Consider the following 15,739-nt stretch of genomic DNA (forward strand, 5'->3'; position numbering starts at 1 on the left):
ACAGCGCATACAGGTCGAAGGAGACGGAGAAGAAACTTCAGGAGAAGGGATACAGGAGCCATGTACACCGCAAGGGTTCACGGAACAGGCCGCTTGGGAGATGGGCCGAGTATGCCAACAGGATTTATTCGGCGGTGAGGGTGAGGGTTGAGCATGTGTTCGGGGCACAGAGCAACGACATGGGCGGGAGACTTCTAAGGAGCGTAGGGATAGTGAGGGCCAGGGCGCACATAGGTCTTAAGAATCTGGCGTACAACATGCGGCGGATGGTTTATCTTGAGGGAACGGTATAAGCGGAAACGGGGTCAGAAATGATCATGAAACGGAGAGAATTGCTTTTTATGGCACGAAAAACGGCTTTGCATGACGAAAACCCCCTTGGTTGAAAGGGAAAATGGGAAGTTGCCCGCAATCTTGAACCGCAAATCAATTTTTAGAAGTGCCCATGCGTGGTAGTTTACCCGTTTAACGACCGATGAAAAAGGTGTACGAATAAATCGGAATATGCACCTAGAACAAAAACACCAGACTCACATCCTGTGTAAAACAGGGCACAAGGCATAGAACCCCCTAAATTAGATCCGCAATCTGGAGCAAAATGGCATTACCCGGAAGGAATAAAATCCAAAGCAACCGAGTTTATGCAGTATCTAAGTCCCGTCGGAGGAGGACCATCTTTGAAAACATGTCCCAAGTGTTCCCCGCATTTACTTGATACTACCTCATAGCGCCTGAGCCCGAAGGAGTTATCGGGAACTATCCTCACTGCGTCCTCGCTTATGGGCCTCCAGAAACTCGGCCATCCGGTTTTTGAATCGTATTTATGCTCGGAGGAAAAAACAGGCTGTCCGCAGCCGGCGGTGACATAGGTCCCCTTTTTCTTGTTATAAAGCAGGTCTCCCGAAAAAGGGGCTTCCGTGCCTTTTTTCCAGAGAACTTTGTACTCAAGCGAAGAAAGCTTCTCTCTCCACTGCTCCGCGGTAAGTCCCATGACTCCCTCGGGCAGGGGTTTTTCAGCTTGCTCGCCACCTGCGGGCAGAAGGGGCCAGACAACAAGAACCGCAACCGCAAAAACAATCAGGGAAATTCCGCGTATAATCATGAAACCGACCTCTATTTTTCAATATAAACACCCCCTGTCGGCATGTAAAGTGCCTTAAAATCAGGTATCTAAAAAAGCAAACACACCGAAGGGAGGAGGAGGGAGAAAGCATGCCGAAAACACTTGAGGTTCTTGGGGCCTACGACGAAAAACTCATAAGAAAAATTCCCGTGACAAGCAAAAGGGAGATGCAAAAAGCGCTTTCCGAGGCAAGGGCTCTTGCCGATAGGCCGTCAGAGAGAATTCCCATTCCGCAAAGAATAGAGATCCTCGAGCGGACCAGAGAGTTTGTCGAGAGAAACTACGACCGCATCGTAGCGGACGCAGCGGCAGAGGGAGGAAAACCTCTCATTGACACAAGAGCCGAGATTACGAGGGCCGTAAACGGAATAAAGGTGGCAACCGAATCCCTCTCCAATCTCGGAGGAGAGGAAATACCCATGGGCTCAAACGCCGCTTCCCTTAACAGGATGGCATTTACTCTCAGGGAACCCATAGGGGTTGTGGTGGCCATCTCGGCCTTCAATCACCCTTTTAACCTCGCCGTTCACCAGGTGATACCCGCGGTGGCCGTCGGTTGCCCGGTAATCATAAAACCCGCGCTTAATACTCCCCTTTCCTGCCTTAACCTGCTCGAAGCTCTCTACGAGAGCGGTCTTCCGGAAAAATGGGCCCGCGCGGTTATAGTGGACGATACGCTCGCCGAAGCGCTGGCCACCGACAGAAGGGTCAACTACCTCACATTCATCGGTTCCGCCAAAGTGGGATGGCATCTGAGATCAAGACTCGCGCCGGGAACAAGATGCGCTCTTGAGCACGGGGGCGCGGCTCCCGTGATAGTAGGGCGTGACGCCGACATAGACGACATGCTTCCCCTTCTCGCAAAAGGCGGCTTCTACCACGCGGGCCAGGTCTGCGTTTCCGTGCAAAGGGTTTTCGCGCAAAGCTCGGTAGTGAAAAAGGTCGCCAGGGGACTTAAAAAACTCGCCCTTGAGACAAAAGTCGGAGACCCGATGAGTGAAGAAACGCATATAGGCCCCCTCATAAGCCCGAGGGAGGTCACAAGAGTCCACAGCTGGGTAAAAGAGGCTTTGAGAAAAGACGGGGAGCTTCTTTGCGGAGGCAGTAGAATAGGGAAAACCTGCTACGAACCCACTGTAATCCTTAACCCGAGCCAGAACTGCAGGCTCTCGCGCGAGGAGATCTTCGGACCCGTCATAGCCGTTTACTCGTACGAGAAAACGGACGAGGCCATAGAACTGGCAAACAGTCTCCCCTACTCGTTTCAGGCGTCAGTATTCACCAAGAACATCGATACCGCACTTGAAGCCGTGAAGGAGTTAAAGGCGGCTTCGGTGCTTGTAAACGATCACACCGCATTTCGGGTCGACTGGATGCCTTTTCGTGGGGCCGGGCACTCGGGAATCGGAACGGGGGGTATTCCGTACACGATGCGCGAGATGACCCACGAAAAACTTATGGTAATAAGGTCATCCGCGGTATAAGAGGATTTTGGGGAAAAGTTCCTGCCGGGACAAATCCATCCCGGCAGGAAAATAATATCGTTGCGTCAAGAGAAGCTTAGAAGCTGTACTCGTAAGCCAGGTAGTAATAACCGCCGTTAAATCCGAAAGGTGCCGAGCGCCGTGAGTAGGTGAAAACTCCCGGAGAATCGACTATAAGAGACCCATCGTGATCATATATTTTACCGCCCCTTGACTGGCCGATTTCGTTTTTGTCCGGCTTTACATCAAAAAGGTTGTTGGCCCCAACTTTAAGCGTACCGACTTTGCCCAGTTCCAGGCTAAGATTTGCATCGGTAATGTACTTTGCGCCATAAGTCTGGCTTTTTCCGCCGTCAACAACCGTATATTCTCCGTAACGGTGAACAGCAACCAGCAGGGATGCGAATCCTTTTGAATAAGACCCGGAAAGGGAGAACCGGTCCTTAGGCTGCCATTCTTCTATAATCGAACGGTCCTGCTCCGTAAAAAGCTCTTCAGGAAGGCCGAGCGGAAGATTCACGTCCGTGATCTCGGTTTCGTTTACAGTTCCGGCAAAAACGAGTTTTAAAGTAGAATTGTCGGAAAAGGAATGATCATAACTCGCGACCACATCCACTCCCTTGGTCGTAGTGTCCGCAGCGTTCATGAAGAACTGGCCCTGCTGCGCCCCTACGCCATCCCTTACCGATTGAGGAATGGCTTCATTGCCCTCGCTAATCCTTCCGCTCAGGATAATACGATCATCAATCAGTATGTAATAGAAATCGGTTGTAATTGTGAAAGCGGGAAGCGGGTTAAACACGAAACCGGCGCTGAAATTCCTTGAAGTTTCTTCTTTAAGCTCCGGAACTCCTATCATCCTCGCAAGATCACTGTCATTGCGGAAAGTACCCACTTCAAATGCGTCAAATTCTCCTGTCTGCTCATTAAGATTGAACTGTGTCGAGACGTTGTTGAAATAAATCTGCTGCATGGAAGGAGCCCTAAAACCCGTGCTCGCGGAACCCCTAAGGGCAAATGAATCGGAAAGTCCGGCTCGGGCGGAGAGCTTTCCGTTAAAGGTGTTTCCGAAATCGCTGTAGTTCTCGTAGCGCACCGCAGGACTTAAAAGCAACATCTCCCCTACATCAACCTCTGCGTCGGCGTAAGCGGAAAAAGCATCCCTCGCTTCCGAGAGCTCATTGCTAGGTTTGAAGCCTGGAAATACCTGTATTCCGGGAGACCCTCTGCCTCCAGGACCATCGTAGTCTTCGTATGAATACCGTTCGCCGGCTTCTATCTCATATTCCTCCCTTCTGTACTCACCTCCCCAAGCGAGATTTCCAAACGTAAAGGGAGCCGTAAAATCAAGATTCACTGTATGCTGAAGAAGCTTCAGCTCTCCCGCATCGGCGGACAGTGGAATTGAACCGGTGTAATCCGCATCGGAGAGACATTGCTCCGCTTCACCGGTATGACACCTGACCCATGAGGCGTTATGGGAATCAGTAATCTCAAAGGAAAAAGAGTTTCCACCCACTACATAACTCGCGTCCATTTCAACGCTGTCAGTAAGGTTTCCCTCAAAACCCGCACCGAACGCGATATCATTTATGCTGGTGTTGATAAGAGGAAGAAAACCATCCGGATAAGCTGATCCGGCAGGGTTTCTGTCAAGCTGATTCGCCCTTCTGTAAAAACCTCCGCTCTCGTTTTCCCTCTTCGACAGGTCAAAGAAGCTGTAAATCTCACCGTCCATCAGGTCCACCGGCGCTCTCATGTTGAGCACGAAGCTTACGTGCGTGGAATCTGCGTCACCCACTCTGAACCTGTCCCTGTCAAAAACGCGCTCGGGATCGTTTACACTGTTGGCTGAAAGCGTCCGGGGACCACTCAGGCTTCCGCACGGGGCCGCATTTCCATCCGCATCAAGACATTCACTGCCCGGATACTGGATATCTCCCATTACCCCGGCCCTGTTGGATTTACTTCTGTCCCTTACTTCAAGGGTCGCATTAACTACGCTTTCCCCACCAAGCGAAAAACCCTTGTTTATGCTCGCCACAAGAGTTTCTCCGTCTCCTTCGTAAAGCTGTCCGGCAGTCGCCGTTATCTTGCCGTCGTAGCCGTCCTTAAGGACTATGTTTATAACACCGGATATAGCATCTGAACCGTACTGCGCTGAAGCACCGTCCCTCAGCACCTCGATTCTCTTTATGGCACTTACGGGAATCGTGTTCATGTCAACACCAGCGGTACCGCGACCCACGGAGGTGTTTACGTGTATCAGAGCGCTTTTATGGCGGCGCTTTCCGTTAACAAGCACCAGAACCTGATCAGGCCCAAGGCCCCGAAGCGTGGCGGGACGAAGAGAGTCTGTTCCGTCGCTTATGGTCGAGCTCGAGAAATTAAAAGACGGTATGAGCTCCTGAATAATCCTTCCTACCTCGGTCTGGCCCGTCGCGACGATCTCCTCTTCGGTTATGACGTCAACGGGAACGGGGGAGTCTGAAACGCTGCGTTCCTCAAAACGGCTTCCGAGCACTACGAGCTTTTCGAGTTCAAAGGCGTGCGTCAAGGGACTTAGCAAACCTGCGACGAGCAGCACGGCAAGCCCCGCAATAATTCCTTTTCTCATCTTAATCCTCCATAACTTAATAATGCAGATTTTTGATTATAACACAGAACACAGCATAGTTTAAACCGTAATATTTCAGGAAAACGGAAAATTTAGAAGTAATGACAGTTCCTTGCAAATCCTAAGAAAAACCACCGCGGAGCAAGTGCGGACGATCAGGTTTCATTCAGGCACATGAACCTTCACGCCGTTTGAAACATAAAGACATTGCTTTATACTTTCAGCCTGATCATGGAAACAGACCTAATTCGAAATTTCTCCATAATAGCTCACGTCGATCACGGCAAATCAACTCTTGCCGACAGGCTTCTTGAGTTCACGGGCACCCTCAGCGAACGCGAGAAAACCGAGCAATTCCTCGACAACATGGAAATAGAAAGGGAGAGGGGAATAACCATAAAGGCCCAGGCGGTAAGGCTGAAGTACAAAGCCGATGACGGCAGAACCTATGAGTTCAACCTGATAGACACCCCCGGGCACGTCGATTTCAGCTACGAGGTTTCGCGGAGCCTCATAGCGTGCGAGGGAGCACTGCTTGTGGTTGACGCCTCCCAGGGAGTTGAGGCCCAGACGCTTGCCCACGCTTACCTGGCCGCTGATTCAGGGCTTGAGATGATACCCGTCATAAACAAGATAGACCTGCCTTCCGCCGAACCCGAGAGAGTGAAAAAAGAAATAGAGGATATAGTCGGAATCTCCACCGAGGACGCCGTTTTGGCAAGCGCCAAGGACGGAACCGGCACGAAGGAGATACTGGAATCAATCGTGGCGCTCGTACCGCCGCCTAAGAGCCCCGAGGACTCGAGGCTCAAAGCGCTCATATTCGACAGCTGGTTCGACTCATACCAAGGCGTCGTGATGCTGGTGAGGATATACGAGGGAACGGTAAGACTTGGCATGAGAATCAAGCTCATGGCAACTGGCAAAAAATACGAGGTGCGGAAGATAGGTGCGTTTGCTCCGCAGGCAGAGGAACTTGAGCAGCTCACGACGGGACAGGTCGGATTCATAACCGCCTCCATAAAGGAAATCGGGGAAGCTGGAGTCGGTGACACGATAACGGATGCCGATTCCCCCATCAAAAACCCCCTCGAGGGATTCAAGGTCATAAAGCCCATGGTCTTCAGCGGGCTCTACCCCATCGACACGGGAGATTACGACAGGCTCAAGGAAGGGCTCGAGAAGCTCAAGCTCAATGACTCGTCACTTGTTTACGAGCCCGAGACGTCATTGGCGCTTGGGTTCGGTTTCCGCTGCGGCTTCCTCGGGCTGCTACATATGGAAATCGTGCGGGAGAGGGTGGAGAGGGAATTCGAGGTAAATCTCATAACTACCGCGCCGACCGTCATTTACAAGGCCGTCTATCCGGGAGGAAGGGGGGTGTACGTCGACAATCCCAGCGAGCTTCCGACCGGCGACCGCTCGGCCCGGCTCCAGGAACCGTACGTGTACGTCTCCGTTCACACCCCTTCGGATTATCTGGGGCAGATATTCGAGCTCTGCGAGAAAAGAAGGGGCATACAGAGGAACCTAAGCTACGTGACTGAAAACAGGGCCATAATCGAATACGAACTTCCCCTCGCAGAAATAGTCTACGATTTTTACGACAATCTAAAATCCGTCACCAAGGGCTACGCCTCGATGGATTACGAACCCGCCGGATACAAGGACTCAGACCTCATAAAGCTCGATATCCTAGTTAACGGAAACATAGTCGATGCGCTCTCGATAATCTCCCACAAGGACAAGGCCTACGAGAGGGGGAGAGGACTTATAGGAAAACTCCGGTCGCTTATACCCCGCCAGCTCTACGAGGTAGCCATACAGGCCGCAATCGGAAGCAGGGTCATAGCCCGCGAATCCGTAAAGGCGATGAGGAAGGACGTTACTTCGAAGTGCTACGGGGGAGACGTCACCAGAAAAAGAAAACTTCTTGAGAAACAGAAAGAGGGAAAAAAGAGGATGAAGCAGGTAGGAAGGGTGGAGATACCGCAGGAAGCTTTTCTGGCCGTGCTTAAAAACGACTGACTGCAAAGCCCCTCGAAAGGAAACTTCAGTCCATCGCCCTCATCATCATCTCCGTGATCACCCGCGTTGCGCCGCTTACCGCATCAGGGTCGGTTCTCACGTTGATCACTGAAGGGAGTCCCGAGGAAAAAGCCCTTTCCAAGCCTGGGGTCAGGTCTTTTATATCCTCTATCTTCTCCCCGTACCCGCCCATTGCTTTTATTATTTCGTGAAAATCAACAAAACCGAGGTCCACTCCCTGGGTCACCCCCGCGTCAGGATAGGTTATCTCTATCTGATGCTTGGTCATTCCCCACGCGGAATCGTTGCAGACCACAACCACAAACGGGATAGAGTGTCTCACCGCGGTTTCCATCTCCATGAAATTCATGGCCACGGCTCCATCTCCGGTCACGAGCACCACGGGCTTTTCGGGAAAAGCGACCTTTGCCCCGAGGGCAAAAGGCACTCCGACGCCCATGCATCCAAGCGGGCCTCCCTTAAGGTAATGCCCAGGGGTTCTTACTTCGGATGAAAGGTCTGTCCATGACTGGCAGTCTCCGCCGTCAACCGCGATTATTCCCCCTCCCCCCAAGTAATCCGAAACAGTTTTTGCTACCGTAGCCGGGTGGATTCCCTTCGATTTGGAAACGGTCCGGCGAAACGCCGCGCGGGCGCGGGACCTTGAGGAGCGGGCATCCTTCATCCAGGAACGAAAATCGAAGCTTCTCTTGTTTTCCCGGGCGTAAAGATTCGCCTTCGCGAGAAAAGAATCTAGATCGCAGACTATCCCGAGATCGGCCGGGCGGTTTCTCCCGATCTCCTCGGGATGGATATCCACCTGGACCGTTTTGGCCTCGGGGTCTATTGTATTTCCGAACCCGGCGTAGATGCTAAGCCTTATCCCAAGAAGAATCACAAGGTCCGCGTTTGCGCTTATCTCCCTGAATCCCCCAAGACTTGCAGGTGATGCCGCCCCGAAGCAGCATTTGTGGTTGTCCGGCAGGATACCTCTTCCCATGTTAAGAGTGAAAAAAGGCGCTCCAAGTCTTTCCGCGAATTCCAAAATGCTTTGCTCCGCACCCGAGTACCAGCCGCCGCTTCCGACAATCACAACGGGTCTCTTCGAGTCGGAAAGCAACCGGAAAAATTCCGAGATTTTGTGCTCGGGCGGTTCGCAGTCCGTGTCCGGAACGGGAGCCCTTGCGGGTGAAGTCTCCTTTTCATCGCAACTGGGGTAAAGGACCTCGTAGGACATTCCAAGGTACGCAGGCCCCGGCCTGGCAGAGATCGCGGCCCCGTAGGCAGCCGAAACGTACTCTTCGAGTCTTCCGACTTCGTAAACCGTTCTCGCCCACTTCGTAACGGGCCTTACGATTGCTTCCTGGTCTATCTCCTGAAGGGACATCCTGTCGTTCTCCTCGATCCCCGAACGTCCCGAAATCAGGATCATGGGAGAATTGGCAAGGTAAGAGCCCGATACCCCCGTGAGGGCGTTTGTAAGTCCGGGACCCGCCGTCACAAGGCATATCCCAGGCACTCTTCTGAGTCTTCCGTAAGCATCCGCCGCCATCGCGGCCCCCTGTTCATGATGGGTGTCGACAAGCCTTATGCCAAGATCCGTACAGGCCCTGTAGACAGGGTTTATGTGTCCCCCTCCGAGGGTAAAGATGTCTTTCACTCCCAGGTCGTAAAGAGCCTTGGAAACCAGATATCCGCCCTGCAGTCTCGCCATGAGTGGTTCTCCCTTAATCAAACAAACCATTATTTGGAGGGAAATACAACCTGGGGGAAACAAAAAAAATTCCTTGAGTGCCCCCGGATGATGATTAATATGGAATTGCGGAAGTGGGAAACGGGGACAAAAAATTCATTTAAACGGAGGTAAAGACAATGAAATACGCAGTAAATCTATTGGAGCCAGCCAATGTCTTTCGTAACTTCGCAAGCGCCTTCCCAAGGGTTTTTGATTCCGATGCGGCGGAGGGTGGCCGGAGTCCGAGAGTTGATATTTTTGACGACGGAGACAATTTCGTTTTATCGGCGGAACTTCCCGGGGTAAGCAGGGAAGACCTTGACATAGACGTAAAGGACAACCGGCTTACGATAAAGGGAGAAAAAAAGCTTGAGAACAAGACCGAGAAGGAAGGATATCTAAGGGTCGAGAGATCCTACGGACTGTTTGAGAGAAGTTTTTTTCTTGACGACAACATAGACAGGGAAAACATAAAGGCCGAGTACAAAGACGGCGTCCTGCGCCTCACCCTGCCGAGAAAGCAGGATGAACCTTCAAAGAAAATAGAGGTGAATTGATCAAAAAAAAGGGGGAGCGCCAAGCGACGCTCCCCCTTTACTTGTTTTGGCTAAAACACCAATCCGCTCTGGAGAGGTGCTTAGTCAAAAAACATCCCTAAAAACTAAGAGCTATTGCCGTTCCGTCTGCCCACTGCACGGTTTCCGAACGATACGGTAAAAAGCAGAGCGGACACTATTAACAGCAGGTTAAGCGCATCGCCCCGAGGAGTACTGTCGCTTCCCGCCGCAATTGCACAGCCTCCGCCGCTGACACTATCGACGACATCTTCCACTATGTCCTCAACATCTTCAGCTTCCTCCATAGGTTCTTCCATAGGCTCTTCCATGGGTTCTTCCATTTCTTCTTCCATCATCTCTTCCATCTCTTCTCCGCCATCAGCCATTCCGTCCCCGTCACATGCTGGAAATTCGCTGTCCTCTCCCGGATAGATGCCGGAACCGAAGATAACACCCGGAGAAGCGGAGAGCGCCGGCGCTCCCAAGTATTCAAAGGGGTCTACAACATAGCTAACTTTCAAAGAGTCGCCAGGGGCTGTTGCAGGATTGCCATCGTCTATTTCGTCACCGTCTACACCCGGGTCTTCCCAGCAATATTTAACAATGGCGCCGGAGGCCATGGAAGTCTCCGCCCCGTCAACAATTAACTTCCCGACATCATTTCCACCCTCGTCCACGGCAACCACACGCATGTTCTCATCCTCTGGGTCATCTCCGTTATAAAGCGTAATTCCGTTATCATCCATAATGAAAAGATATATGGAACCCGACTTCCAATCTCCCTCTTCATAGCCAAAGACCTCGCCGAAGCGTTGGCTAAAATCGCAATACGGCTCTACATCCGACCTACCTGTTAGACCGACAGCAGGAAAAAGAGGAATAACTCTCTTTATTTCATCTACCGTAGCAGTTGCAAGATCTAGTCCCGCTGCTTCAATCGCAGGACCAAAAGGAGCGCTACTAAAATCACAACTCTTTATAATGGTATTTATGTAATATTCATCAATCGCCTCTTTTACAAATTGCTCAAGTTCTGCTTCGGTATCTACCTCGTCAGCGTGTATAGCGTGCACCGAAGTCGTAATACCGGAAAAGGCGCCTGCAAGCATCAGCATGCATGAAAAAAGACCCGCAAGGGCCGCTGTCTTAAAGACAGTATTTCGCATTAAGATTCCCATTATATCCTCCTTACTGATTTGTTAAGTTTAATCCCTAAAGAGTCCCGACTCTCGCCGGGTCATTAGTGACATTTATCTTACAAATTAGAACAAGAAAGCAGTAACCCTGTCAAGCACTTTCAGGGCAAAACTAGGTATAACCCGTACTACGGGCAGTATAGTTTGACATGCAAGTCTCCTCGCAACAGAAGGTCTTCCTCACTTGAGTAAGTGAAGTAACGACCGAGAAAACCGGCGAGGGCGACGGTTTTTTTGTCCCAACACACCCGTAGGCCGAACATCCTTATCATCCACCGCCAAGCGACTGATCCAGGAAGTCGGCGAGGCCGGGACGAATCGCTTGTTATGAAGGAAAAACTAAAGTAAATTTCCTTCCGTATGCTGGAGATCAGTTCTAGCTCTGAAATAAAGCTTGCCGGTACCGATATATACTTCGACTCGAAACGGGCCGTGCCGCTTTCTTTTGTTTCAAGCGCAAACTTCAACAAACTTCCCCGCAGCGAAAAAATCATAGCTACGCCCGAAACGATAAAACTTCTGGGGAAAAAAATAAAAGGCTCCGCGGTTCTTTCCTCCCCTTACGGAAAACCTTTTACCCTAGGCAGCTACTCGATTGAGCTCATCCCATCGGGACAGATGCTCGGGGCGGCGCAGGTAGTGATCGAAAAAGACGGAAAAAGGATCGTTTACGCGGGCGGTTTCAAGCTTAAGAATACCGGCACCGCCGGTTACGCGGAACTCAGAAGATGTGACACGCTGGTCGTAAACTGCGCTTACGGAGCACCGAAGTTCATTTTCCCGCCGCCCGAAGTAGTAATGGAATCCGTATTCGAATTCGTAAACAGGACGCTGTTTGAGGACAACGTGCCGGTAATCCTGGTAAACCCCATGGGAAAAGCGCAGGACCTTATAATCTTCCTCGGGGAAAGAGACATCGAGATGAGCCTTCATCCAGCGATGGCTAAGACTCTAAGGCTCTATGAGGAACTCGGGATAAAAATTCCGCCTTACGGAGGGATTAAAAGAAAGCATTTCAAAAACAAGGTCTTAATAGCCCCTCTTTCCTACAGGGACTCTGCGGTCATCGAAAACCTTCAAAGAAAGAAGGTTGCGGTGATAAGCGGCCGCTCAATGGAAAACGGAACGTTTGTTAGATCGGCTCTACGGGCCGAGGTGGCGTTCCCATTAAGCAATCACTTTGGATACGACGAGATCTCAGAATATCTTGGCGTTTCAAGGCCCGAGAACGTGATCATAAGGGGAAATTTCGGCGACAGTTTCACGGAGGGACTTGAGAAGGACGGGTGGAACATAACGGCGTTTAAAAAGCCGCGCCAGCTGGAACTTTTCTGAGGACAAGATGCCGGTTGAAACGAAATCATTCACGATAAACACCCAGGGCGACTGCGACATACTGGACATAACTCCTCACGTGAGCCGCGAGCTCTCCAAGGCGGAATTATCCTCGGGAACGGCCACGGTCTTTGTCGCCGGCTCGACCTGTGGGGTCACTACTATAGAGTATGAAAGCGGAGTGCTCTCCGACCTGAAAGACGCGTTTGAAAGAATGGCACCGGAGGCCATGCACTACGCGCACAACGCCAGATGGGGCGACGGAAACGGTCACTCGCACGTGAGAGCGTCGGTGCTCGGCCCCTCGCTTACGGTTCCGTTCTCAGAAAGCGGTCCGTTACTCGGCACCTGGCAGCAGATAGTGCTCGTTGACTTCGATAATCGCCCCAGAACAAGAAGGGTAATCATCCAGATTATCGGAGAATGACGCCTCAGACAAACTTGACTGAAAAATGCGAGGGCTTGTACCTTACGTTAAGGTTAACGATAAGGGGCGTAAGCGACTCTATCATCGAGGAGATCTCAAGCGGACCCGCGTCAAGCACCCTAAGGTCCTTCATTTCCTCGGTAAGGTTCTTGATCACCTCTTTAGCTCCCTCGTCATCCCCGCATATGACCACGTCGTAATCAAGGTCCTCGTCTATTTTGGCAAGTTCGTTTGCGGGAAGATTGTGATAAGCGGACACTAGCCTCGCCGTTTCGGGAAGCGCGTCCTTTATCTCAAGAGCCGAAGAACCCTGTGCGGGAGGATCGAACAGAAAAGTCTTGCCTTCTCTCTTCATCGAGACTACCGGGGTTACGACTATCTGATCCGTGATGCTGTCGCCGCATCCCGCTACAGTGGCCGCCGCATACTCGGGAGGAATGCTTATTATTATTACCTCGGAAGCCGCCGCAGCGTCTGCGTTCGCCATGCCGTGTATGTTCGATTCGATTCCGAGCCCCTCGAGCGTTTCCGCGTGGCCAGCCGCTATGCCAAGCGCTTTTTCCTCGCTTCTAGAACCTATGTAGATCTCATGTCCCGCTCTTGACCACCGCAGCACCAGACCTTCCGCTATGTCTCCCGTCCCACCTAGAAGTGAAATTTTCATTTTTTGATCTCTCCTTGCGTCAAAAATTTTACAGAACTTCTATCGTATATGCCTCCGAAGTGTTTTTCAAGCATAGCCAAGATCATGTCGGGAAAAGAGAACGAGTCTCAATCTATCACAAGCCGACCGCAAGCTGGAAAAGAGAGTTGACGACGGCGCGCTTTATGAAGACTATCAGAAGCAGAACCACTATAGGGCTAAGGTCTAATGAGCCCCCGATGGGAGGGATGTATCTTCTGGCAAAACCCAGAACCGGCTCCGTGGCCGAGTAAAGAAACCTCACTATGGGGTTATACGGGTCGGGATTCACCCATGAAAGTATCGCCCGTCCCACTATGAGCCATATGTAAACGCTAAGAAGTATGTCCACCACTTCGGCGATGGCCCTTAAGAAATTGCCTCCTAATATTTCCATGTCAGTCCTCCTCTCCTGAAAGTTCCGCGGAACGTCTGGCCGCGGACTCGATAGCAGATATCACAGCAGCCCGGAAACCGCCCCGCTCAAGTGAATGAATCCCGCTTGCCGTGGTTCCCCCGGGCGACGTGACCATGTCCTTTATCTCGGCAGGGTGCGCGGCGCCTTCCTGAATCATTTTCGAGGTACCCAGAACTGTCTGCGCGGCAAGGTCCGTTGCGAGCTTTCTCGAAAGTCCCATTTTAACCGCGCCGTCGCAAAGCGCCTCGATGAAAATCGATACAAACGCCGGTCCACTTCCGGAAAGGGCCGTAACGGCATCCATGAGGCTCTCGCTCTCAACCCGAAAGGCTTTTCCCAGGGAGCCCAGGATTTCGAGAATCAGATCTTCTTCCTCACCGGAGAACCCCTCCCCGAAATATATGCAGGATGCCCCCTCAAGCACGAGACTCGGGGTGTTGGGCATAACCCGCGCGAGCTTTATCTCCCTTCCGATAAGTTTTCTTATGGAAGAATAACCTACCCCGGCAGCGATCGATACGTAGAGCTTATCTTTGGTGGCGACGTTTTTCACTCCCCTGCAGACCTCGGGAATTACCTGGGGCTTTACGGAAAAAATAACTATATCGGACTTTCTTACCGCTTCCCTGTTGTCGGAGGTGGTCGCGACTCCGTACTGCGAGGACAGGTAAGAGAGTCTCTCGGGGTCTACGTCTGAGAGCGTTACGTCCTTTTTGCTAAAGCTTCCCGAGGCGAGAAGTCCTCTCACCATCGCCTCGGCCATGTTCCCCGCTCCTATGAATGCTGTCTTTTTCATTTTCAAACTCACTCAGGCCTCGGACCAAAAAGAGCCGAACCGACCCTGAGAATCGTGGCTCCCTCTTCAATCGCCACTTCGAAATCGTTACTCATGCCCATTGAAAGCTCCTGTATTCCGGGAAACTCCCCCGACACCTTGTCCCTCATCTCCCTGAGCTCCGAAAACCATGGTCTGCTCATCTCGGGATCCTCGAAGTAAGGGGGCATCACCATGAGTCCCTCAAGCGAAACGTTCTGGAATCCGGAAGCACTTTCGAGAAACCCCTGAAGATCGCTCCCTTCGATCCCGTGTTTACTGTCCTCCCCGCCGTTTATCTCAACAAGCGCCCGGACACGGGTTCCGGCAGCTGCGGCCCTTTTATCAAGCTCCGCCACAAGGGCCATGTTGTCAACCGCGTGTATAAGATCCGCCTTGCCCACAACGTACTTCACCTTGTTTCTCTGCAAGGCGCCAATGAAGTGCCAGCGAAGCGTACCGGCGGCACCGCTTCCGGCTTCCCTCTGCTTGTCGCGAAGCTCCTGGGCGTAATTCTCCCCGAAATCCCGAAGCCCGAACCGGTTGGCCTCCAAAACCACCGCCAAAGGGAATTTCTTCGAGACCGCTACCAGCTGCACATCCTCCCGGATCCTCCCGGATCTTCGACACGCCTCTGCGATTCTCCGTTCTACTTCGTCTATGTGATCCTTCAAACTCATCCGGATTCCACGACACCTATATCCGAGAGTACTGAAACCAGCTCAAAAAGCGGAAGCCCGACGACACCCGTGTAGGAACCTTTTATCCACTCAACAAGGCAGGACCCGATCCCCTGAATGGCGTACGCGCCCGCCTTGTCCATGGGCTCTCCGGTCTTAATGTACCGACGCATCCCTTCCGTATCAAGAGACTTCATCCGCACCTCGGTACGGGTGGCCCCAAGGTGAAGAACATCGCCGGGGGACCTCGCCACGCAGAAGCCTGTTATGACCTCGTGGGTTCTTCCCGAGAGTTTTTGGAGCATCGAAAGCGCGTCCTCTTCGTCGCGGGGTTTGCCGAAAATCTCTCCCGAAATGGATACGACCGTGTCGCTGCCCACCACGATTCGCCCGCGACGCTCCTGGGCGCAGACGTAAAGCGCCTTTTCTCTGGCCATGCGCTTTGCGAAATCAAGCGGCGCTTCTCCATCGCGAGCGCTCTCGCGCACCCGCGGCGGAATCACTTCGAAATCAAGACCAACACCCGCAAGCAGCTCCCGTCTTCTCGGAGAAGAGGAAGCAAGCACAAAGTTTCTGTTCTTAAGCATCCAGGAAAGACCCCATAAGCGGAAACCCGAAACTTGAAAACGCGTCTTCTGCGTAT

The 15,739-nt window shown here is 52.0% G+C and carries 15 protein-coding genes; 6 read left to right on the top strand and 9 right to left on the bottom strand.

All coding sequences use genetic code 11. The features are described from left to right. Positions 1 to 293 (top strand): transposase (locus tag F4Z13_00510; protein ID MXZ47726.1); only part of this gene is annotated, 293 nt, incomplete at its 5' end. 311 nt (positions 294 to 604) lie between these two features. On the opposite strand, the gene msrB is transcribed toward F4Z13_00510, so the two are convergent. Then, complete coding sequence (msrB, locus tag F4Z13_00515; GenBank protein ID MXZ47727.1) at positions 605 to 1,102, bottom strand: peptide-methionine (R)-S-oxide reductase MsrB; 498 nt, start codon at positions 1,100 to 1,102, stop codon at positions 605 to 607. A gap of 110 nt (positions 1,103 to 1,212) precedes the next feature. On the opposite strand from msrB, the gene F4Z13_00520 reads away from it, so the two are divergent. Then, positions 1,213 to 2,607 (top strand): aldehyde dehydrogenase family protein, encoded by a 1,395-nt coding sequence (locus F4Z13_00520; protein ID MXZ47728.1) that lies wholly within the window; start codon positions 1,213 to 1,215, stop codon positions 2,605 to 2,607. 76 nt (positions 2,608 to 2,683) lie between these two features. Here F4Z13_00520 and F4Z13_00525 read toward each other — a convergent pair whose 3' ends face one another. Beyond that, positions 2,684 to 5,224 (bottom strand): TonB-dependent receptor, encoded by a 2,541-nt coding sequence (locus tag F4Z13_00525; protein ID MXZ47729.1) that lies wholly within the window; start codon positions 5,222 to 5,224, stop codon positions 2,684 to 2,686. A gap of 231 nt (positions 5,225 to 5,455) precedes the next feature. Between F4Z13_00525 and lepA the strand changes: the two genes are divergently transcribed. Further along, entirely contained in the window at positions 5,456 to 7,252 is a 1,797-nt protein-coding gene (gene lepA, locus F4Z13_00530; protein ID MXZ47730.1) for an elongation factor 4, read from the top strand. Positions 7,253 to 7,277: 25 nt separating this feature from the next. On the opposite strand, the gene F4Z13_00535 is transcribed toward lepA, so the two are convergent. Then, entirely contained in the window at positions 7,278 to 8,996 is a 1,719-nt protein-coding gene (locus F4Z13_00535; protein ID MXZ47731.1) for a thiamine pyrophosphate-binding protein, read from the bottom strand. Positions 8,997 to 9,124: 128 nt separating this feature from the next. Between F4Z13_00535 and F4Z13_00540 the strand changes: the two genes are divergently transcribed. Then, positions 9,125 to 9,544, top strand: coding sequence for an Hsp20/alpha crystallin family protein (locus tag F4Z13_00540; GenBank protein MXZ47732.1), 420 nt, complete (start codon positions 9,125 to 9,127; stop codon positions 9,542 to 9,544). A gap of 104 nt (positions 9,545 to 9,648) precedes the next feature. On the opposite strand, the gene F4Z13_00545 is transcribed toward F4Z13_00540, so the two are convergent. Continuing rightward, positions 9,649 to 10,722 carry a hypothetical protein gene (locus F4Z13_00545; GenBank protein MXZ47733.1) on the bottom strand — a complete coding sequence of 358 codons (1,074 nt, stop codon included), beginning with the start codon at positions 10,720 to 10,722 and terminating at the stop codon, positions 9,649 to 9,651. 378 nt (positions 10,723 to 11,100) lie between these two features. Between F4Z13_00545 and F4Z13_00550 the strand changes: the two genes are divergently transcribed. Next, positions 11,101 to 12,075 carry a hypothetical protein gene (locus F4Z13_00550; protein ID MXZ47734.1) on the top strand — a complete coding sequence of 325 codons (975 nt, stop codon included), beginning with the start codon at positions 11,101 to 11,103 and terminating at the stop codon, positions 12,073 to 12,075. Between the two features lie 7 nt (positions 12,076 to 12,082). Then, on the top strand, positions 12,083 to 12,502 hold the full coding sequence (locus F4Z13_00555) for a YjbQ family protein (protein ID MXZ47735.1): 420 nt from the start codon (positions 12,083 to 12,085) through the stop codon (positions 12,500 to 12,502). A gap of 4 nt (positions 12,503 to 12,506) precedes the next feature. Here the strand turns inward: F4Z13_00555 and npdG are convergent, their stop codons facing one another. The 5 genes from npdG to F4Z13_00580 all read right to left on the bottom strand — a co-directional run bounded on the left by npdG (position 12,507) and on the right by F4Z13_00580 (position 15,683). Further along, positions 12,507 to 13,166, bottom strand: coding sequence for an NADPH-dependent F420 reductase (gene npdG, locus F4Z13_00560; GenBank protein MXZ47736.1), 660 nt, complete (start codon positions 13,164 to 13,166; stop codon positions 12,507 to 12,509). Positions 13,167 to 13,281: 115 nt separating this feature from the next. Next, complete coding sequence (locus tag F4Z13_00565) at positions 13,282 to 13,581, bottom strand: YggT family protein (protein MXZ47737.1); 300 nt, start codon at positions 13,579 to 13,581, stop codon at positions 13,282 to 13,284. Position 13,582: 1 nt separating this feature from the next. Further along, a complete protein-coding gene (gene proC, locus F4Z13_00570; GenBank protein ID MXZ47738.1) occupies positions 13,583 to 14,398 on the bottom strand; it encodes a pyrroline-5-carboxylate reductase in 816 nt (271 codons plus the stop codon). Between the two features lie 8 nt (positions 14,399 to 14,406). Next, the gene (locus F4Z13_00575) at positions 14,407 to 15,096 is read right to left on the bottom strand and encodes a YggS family pyridoxal phosphate-dependent enzyme (protein ID MXZ47739.1); all 690 of its coding nucleotides are present in this window, start codon (positions 15,094 to 15,096) and stop codon (positions 14,407 to 14,409) included. Next, a complete protein-coding gene (locus F4Z13_00580; GenBank protein ID MXZ47740.1) occupies positions 15,093 to 15,683 on the bottom strand; it encodes a septum formation inhibitor Maf in 591 nt (196 codons plus the stop codon). The genes F4Z13_00575 and F4Z13_00580 overlap by 4 nt, the downstream gene beginning before the upstream one ends. Positions 15,684 to 15,739: the final 56 nt, after the last annotated feature.

It is taken from the genome of Candidatus Dadabacteria bacterium, from assembly GCA_009837205.1.
Classification (GTDB): domain Bacteria; phylum Desulfobacterota_D; class UBA1144; order Nemesobacterales; family Nemesobacteraceae; genus Nemesobacter.